The sequence below is a fragment of the Streptomyces sp. NPDC050211 genome (genome assembly GCF_040656035.1).
Taxonomy (GTDB): domain Bacteria; phylum Actinomycetota; class Actinomycetes; order Streptomycetales; family Streptomycetaceae; genus Streptomyces.
Genome location: NZ_JBFALC010000143.1, coordinates 1 through 6,314 on the forward strand (window position 1 = coordinate 1; position 6,314 = coordinate 6,314).

Annotated in this window: 2 protein-coding genes and 2 pseudogenes; 1 reads left to right on the top strand and 3 read right to left on the bottom strand. The window is 70.1% G+C overall.

Going from position 1 to position 6,314, the window contains the following annotated elements:
- A pseudogene (locus tag AB0I98_RS49220) lies at positions 1-142 on the bottom strand (ISAs1 family transposase); the annotation flags it as partial.
- A 1,000-nt stretch (positions 143-1,142) separates the two neighbouring features.
- Here AB0I98_RS49220 and AB0I98_RS49225 point away from each other — a divergent pair.
- A pseudogene (locus tag AB0I98_RS49225) lies at positions 1,143-3,098 on the top strand (beta-ketoacyl synthase N-terminal-like domain-containing protein); the annotation flags it as partial.
- Positions 3,099-3,239: 141 nt separating this feature from the next.
- Here the strand turns inward: AB0I98_RS49225 and AB0I98_RS49230 are convergent.
- Both AB0I98_RS49230 and AB0I98_RS49235 read right to left on the bottom strand, forming a co-directional pair.
- Positions 3,240-4,508 (bottom strand): alpha/beta hydrolase-fold protein, encoded by a 1,269-nt coding sequence (locus tag AB0I98_RS49230; protein WP_362952968.1) that lies wholly within the window; start codon positions 4,506-4,508, stop codon positions 3,240-3,242.
- 900 nt (positions 4,509-5,408) lie between these two features.
- Positions 5,409-6,047 carry a TetR/AcrR family transcriptional regulator gene (locus AB0I98_RS49235; protein ID WP_362952970.1) on the bottom strand — a complete coding sequence of 213 codons (639 nt, stop codon included), beginning with the start codon at positions 6,045-6,047 and terminating at the stop codon, positions 5,409-5,411.
- Between the last annotated feature and the right edge of the window lie 267 nt (positions 6,048-6,314).

The following is a 6,314-nucleotide window of genomic DNA, read 5'->3' on the forward strand; positions in this document are numbered from 1 at the left end:
TGACGACCTGCACGAGTCGTTGTTCGTGGCGGCCGTGGCCCCGGTCGTCGTCGCGGTGAATCACGGGGATCTTCTTCCAGGGCAGAGCGTGGAGTCGGCGGGCCTGGCCGCGGTGGTGGGCGCCACGTTCGTGCAGGGCTGACGGTGTCTCAGGGACGGTTCAGGGAAGCCGCCGTGGACGGCGGGCCGAGACGCGCACGATCGCGGCCTGTTGGCGGACTTCGTCCGAGGACGCTGGAGCGCCGAGCTCGAGGACCTGTTCCTGTGAGTGGCCGGAAGATTCGGCCGGGTCGGCGCGGCGCCGGATGCGGGACTACGTCCGGGCCTGCTGAGCTCGGTCGGCCGCAAGAGCAGCTGGCAGTTGGCCGAGGACGCCGGTCACAACGGCCCGCACGGGCCGCAGCGCCTCGTTGGTTATGGAGCGGGTGACGGAATCGGTTGGCGTCCCGCCGGGTGGTGTAGCCGGTCAACGGACCGGAACTCACAGGTCACACCGGGTACTTCGGCCGGCCGGTGCCCTCCCGGCGTCTGGCCGGGCGCCTCCGCGTGACGCGCTCGGCGGAGAGATCGTCGCGAGCCGGATACCGGACGGCAAGGCGCATGACCGCTTCCACCACCTCGCGGGACGCGACCTGCCCTGACTCACGAGGACACCTGGGAGTCGGCCGGTGGCACCCGCCTCCTGGAGATCTCGCACCCCGCTCCGGGACTGCCGCTCGGCCGGCCCGAACGGTTTGACCAGGTTGATCGCGTCCGGCCAGGGGGCGGTTCGCGCTCGCCACAATGTGGCGTGAGGGTCTGATATGTGGGCATGGAATTCCTTCTTTCTTTGCAAAGTGACGGATGTTGGGGAGCGTTGGACGTCCCGCGTCCGTGGCCTTATGTTTTGCCTGGTCGTCCCGAATCCATAGGCGAATTCGGTGGACGCGGGGGAAGCCATGGCTGACGGCGGCCGAGAAACGGTCGATATTGCGGCGACTGCACAATTTGCTGTGTCTTCGGCGCACCAGAACTTTGGACGCACATGACCACTGATGTTCCTGGTTCTCCTGCGCAGGCACCTGCCGACAGCGGTGAAGACCTGCGGAACCGGCTGACGGACCTCGCCCCGGTCGCGCAGCACTCCGCACCTGGCGCAGCGGCTCCGGGACGGGCTCGCTGAAGCGACCGGGGTGCGGTTGCCCGCCACCGTGCTGTTCGACTACCCGACACCTGACACGCTCGCCGAGTACCTGCGCGGCGAACTGCTCGGCTCCGGGGCGGCACGGGAAGGGACTTCGGGCCCGACGGCGGCCGGGGCGGCGTACGGCGGCGAACACGCGGACGCGGCGGACGACCCGGTGGTCGTCGTCGGCATGGGCTGCCGACTGCCTGGCGGTGTGGACTCCCCGGAGGCGCTGTGGCGGCTGGTCGCCGAGGGCAGGGACGCCATCGGCGGCCTTCCGGACGACCGTGGCTGGGACCTGGACGGGCTGTACGACGCGGACCCGGAACAGCACGGCACCGCGTACACCCGGTGCGGCGGGTTCCTGGAGGGGGTGGGTGACTTCGACCCCGGCTTCTTCGGCATAGGTCCGCGCGAGGCGCTGGCGCTGGATCCCCAGCAGCGGCTGATGCTGGAGGTCTCCTGGGAGGCGATGGAGCGTGCGGGCATCGACCCGCAGGCGCTGCGCGGCAGCAGCACCGGTGTCTTCACCGGCGTGTCGCTGCAGGACTACGGACCCGCCTGGCACGAGGCGCCGCAGGAGGCGCAGGGGCAGATGCTCACAGGCAACGCCCTGGGGGTCGTCGTCGGCCGTATCGCCTACAACTACGGGTTCGAGGGACCGGCCCTGACCATCGACACGCAGTGCTCGTCCTCGCTGGTGGCGCTGCACGTGGCCGCGCAGTCGCTGCGCAGCGGGGAGTGCGGCCTGGCACTGGCCGGGGGCGTCACCGTGACGTCGACGCCGGGCATGCTGCTGGAGTTCAGCCGCAAGCGGGGTCTGGCCCCGGACGGGCGCTGCAAGGCGTTCTCGGCTGACGCGGACGGCACCGGCTGGGCGGAGGGCGCCGGCGTGATCCTCCTCGAACGGCTGTCGGACGCCCGCCGGGCCGGCCGGCGGGTGCTGGCGGTGCTGCGGGCCACCGGCACGAACCAGGACGGTGCGAGCAACGGCCTGACCGCGCCCAACGGGCCGTCCCAGCAGCGGCTGATACGGCGGACCCTGGAGGCCGCCCGGCTGACGCCGGAGGACGTGGACGCGGTGGAGGCGCACGGCACCGGCACCGCGCTCGGCGACCTGATCGAGGCGGGCGCCCTGATCTCCGCCTACGGCCAGGACCGGCCCGAGGACCGGCCGCTGTACCTGGGGTCGCTGAAGTCGAACATCGGGCACACCCAGGCCGAGGCGGGCGTGGCAGGGGTGATCAAGATGGTGATGGCGCTGCACCACGAGCTGCTCCCGCGCACCCTGCACGTGTCGGCGCCGTCCCCGCACGTGGACTGGTCGGCCGGCCGCGTCGAGCTGCTGCGGGAGCCGGTGCGGTGGCCGCGCACCGGCCGTCCGCGCCGGGCGTCGGTGTCCGCCTTCGGGGTGAGCGGCACGAACGCGCACGTCATCGTCGAGGAGCCACCGGGCGCGGCGGCCGTTGCCGTCGAGACGCCCCTTCCGCTCGTGGTGTCGGCGCGGGCCGAGGCGCCCCTGCGTGAGCAGGCGGGACGGCTCGCCACGCACCTGGCCGACCACCCGGACATCGCTCTGCTGGACGCCGGGTCGACCCTGGCAGCCCGCGCCCGCTTCGAGCATCGCGCCGTGTTCTTCACCGCCGACCGCGACGAGGCCGTACAGACCCTGCGGGCGATGGCCGAGGGTGCCCCCGTGCCGAACGTGACGCGCGGCAGCGTGTCGCCGCAGGTCCTGGACGGGAAGCTCGCGGTGATGTTCACCGGGCAGGGCGGGCAGCGGCCCGGGATGGGGCGGCGCCTGTACGCCACCCATCCGGTGTTCGCCCGCGCCCTGGACGAGTCGAAATGCTTATCCGGCACGTCCAGGTGCCGCATCACACTGCGAATGGGGCGCTCCCAGGCGTCCCGGACCGGGGTGATCACCTCGTAACAGCACCTGTGGGCGCCGCCGAGTCCTGTGCTCGCAACAGCCCAGCACTCGGCGCGGCGGGCGGTCCGTCGTACGGGGCGACTGCCCAGCCGCGATCTCCCGCTGTCTTCCTCGGTGTCCCGGCGGGCGAAGAGACGGATCTCAGCGCGGGAGGATCGTCACCTCGGCCCGGTTGAAGCGGGCGCTGTTGCCCCTGGCGTGGAACGGCACGTCGTCAGGGCTGGGGCCCGTACTCGCCGTGTCGGCCTGCGGCGAGTACTGCTGGTGCGGGTTGCCGGGGCCCAGTGCGAGGGGAATCGTCAAGCGCCCCTGGGCGTCGGCGGTCGCACCTTCTCGTCGATCAGGCCGCAGTACAACGCCTACGGCTGGACCGTACGGATGCGGCGGGACGTCACCGAGTTCAGCGCACTGGAAGTGGCCCGTAAGCGCCGCTAACGACCGGGGAGTGGCGCGGTGGTGCGCGTGGCGGGCGAAGTAGGCCTTCAGGTGGGGTATCCAGGCTCGGAGGTCCGACTGCCAGTAGGGCCATGTGTGGCTGCCGGGTCCGTAGTCGTGCCACCGGTGCCGGATACCGAGATCCAGCAGGCGCTCGTGGAAGGACACGTTCTCCTGCCGGATCATTTGTTCCGTGCGGTCCACGGCCTCGCCGTCCTGTCGAGGCCGGCCGTTGCCCGTGTACAGCGCAACGTCCGTGTCGGCCAGATTGGCCGCCAGGTCCCAGGGGTTGTCCCCGCGCCAGCGGACTTCCTGCGTTGCCCACGGGCCCCAGAGCGAGGGGTGGAGCTGCTCGATGGTGGTCCGCATCTCGACGTTCTGGTGGTCGAGGTCTCCGGAGAACGAGCCGACGGCACCGAAGAGGTCGGGGTGCCGGGTGGCGTACGAGACGGCTCCGAACCCGCCCATCGACAGTCCGGCGGCAGCCTGCGCCCCGCGCTCGGGGATCGTGCGGTAGTGCTCGTCGACCCACGGGAGGAGCCTGTTGATGTGGAAGGTCTCCCACATCGGCCGGCCGCGGTGGCCGTTGTTCCACCAGTCGGCATACCACTGTGTGGAGCCGGCGTCCGGCATCACCACGATCGCGGGCAGGCCGGCCGTGATCTCCTCGGCGGCACCGTCCTGTGTCCAGCTCGAAGCGCTCTGCCCTCCACCGTGGTAGAGGAACAGCACGGGGTAACGGCGCCTCTTCTCCGCGTCGTAGCCACGGGGGAGCAGTATGCGCACCTTGGTCGTGCCGTCGAGAGCGGACGAGGTGAAGGTCAGCTCGCTGAGCCGCGGCGAGAGTCGCTTCTGATTCACCAGCGCGATGCCGGGTTCGGTGCGGGTTGCCGCGACTGCCTCGGCTGTCTGGGCTGTCTGGGCGGGAGGGTGACCGCATCCGAGGACCATCACCGCGCCCAGAGCGAGTGTCACGGGGATCCTCACGCGCCTGCCGTTCAAGATGGTCCGTCTCCTTGTCGTCATGTTTCGCTTCTCTGTCTGTTCCGGGCTCGCGGCGCGGGCGGCCGGGGCCGGTGGGAGGCGCCCGTGGACGAGCACAGTGGTCCTGGCCGACTCGTGGCCGAACCGGGGGCCTTGAGGTGAGCAAGTAGCCGCACGCTGCGACCGTCTCCGTGACGCTCCGCCGTCGATGCCGTCGATGCCGTCGATGCCGTCGATGCCGTCGCGGCCGTCAGGCATCGTGCGCTCAAGCCGCTTCCTCGACTTCAGTACATGCTCACCGGGGGTGACCACTATCGGGAGTCGAGCGATCGAGACGGTCGGTGGACCAGGCGTACGCTCGTCGCCGACGAGGAGCCGGATCCCGGTCTCGCCGGCGCGCGGGCACGCAGGCCGGTCACGCCCGGACGAAGTCTGCGGCGGCCTTCAGCGGGGGCGTCGCCGGTGTCTTCGATACGTGTCGGCGAGGTGCTCGCCGATGAAGGCACGTCGGCCGATCCGCTCGACGGCTTGGTCGCCTGCGCCTTCGGATGTGCCGTGGCCGGGGACGTGTTCGCCGGCAGCCGCCACGCCGGGTGCTGCTGGGGTCCCGCGCCGACGAAGCCGCCGGAGAGCCGGGCGGCCGGTTCGTGGCCTTCGCCGCAGACCGGTACCGAACGAGGTCACATCGTGGACCGCGCTCTGGGCGGGCGCGACGGTATGGGCCAACGGCGCGGACGCAGCGGATGTCTCGGCCGGGGTGTGAGCCTCGGATGGCCGAGGACGAGGCATGTGAGGTCTCCTTGACTGCGCGTGCGCGATCGGCGAACCGGCCACATCAATCCCGAAAATGGATTCGCTTTTGGGGAGGGAGGTGGACGCTGACACACATTTTCAGTCGCACGGAAGATCGCTGGCCTCGTCGACAACCCCCGCGAGGAAGGTCTCGATGCCTGTTGACACGTCCACCGCGCCCGGGTTGTACAGCCACTGGATCTGCAGTCCGTCGATGACTGCGATGAGCAGGTTCGCGAGGATTTCCGGCCTCGTGTCCACCTTCAGACGTCCGCGACCGCGCAACTCGGCGAAGATTCGGGTCAGGTGCAGGCGTAGGCTGTCGTAACGGGCCCGGTACAGCTCGTGAGCGGGATGCCCGTCGGTCGTGGCCTCACTCGAGATGACGCTGTGCAGCTGGATCAGCCCGGGTCGGGCCTCGTTGGCGTGCATGACCCGCAGTTGAGTCCGCAGAATATCCAGGTCATCGGCTTCCCGGACGATCGCGGCCGTCTCCCGCTCGTGTGCGGCGAGTACCTCGACCAGCAGTTCCGCCTTGCTGTCGAAGTGGTGCAGCAGGCCGGTCTGACTGATGCCGGCCCGCTCTGCGATCTCCTTCATGGTGGCGCCATGGAAGCCTCCCGCGCCGAATGCCTCGATGCAGGCGTCGAGAATCTTCTGTCGCACCTCGGCGGTCTTCGCGTAGGACCCTCGGGGGCCGCGGGCCCCGCTGCTCGCTGTCTTCGCCCGCTTTGTCACGGGGAGAGCATAGGGCGCGCCCCGGCACCTGTCTCAATATAGAAGCATGGTTATATTTTTAGAGGTGGCGGGGTCAGCTGGCCGCATCCGCCGGAGTCGGTGTCCTGCTGATCTGGGTGTTGTTCGTCGACAACTCCGTCGCCCGGGCTTTCCGATGGGTGCGCGAAGGATTGTCGGCGCGCTGTCGGGGCACCGCCCGCCCCCGAAGCGGGCGGTATGGGCTGGAACATCGTCGACTACGACAAGACTCCGCCGGAGATCAAGGGG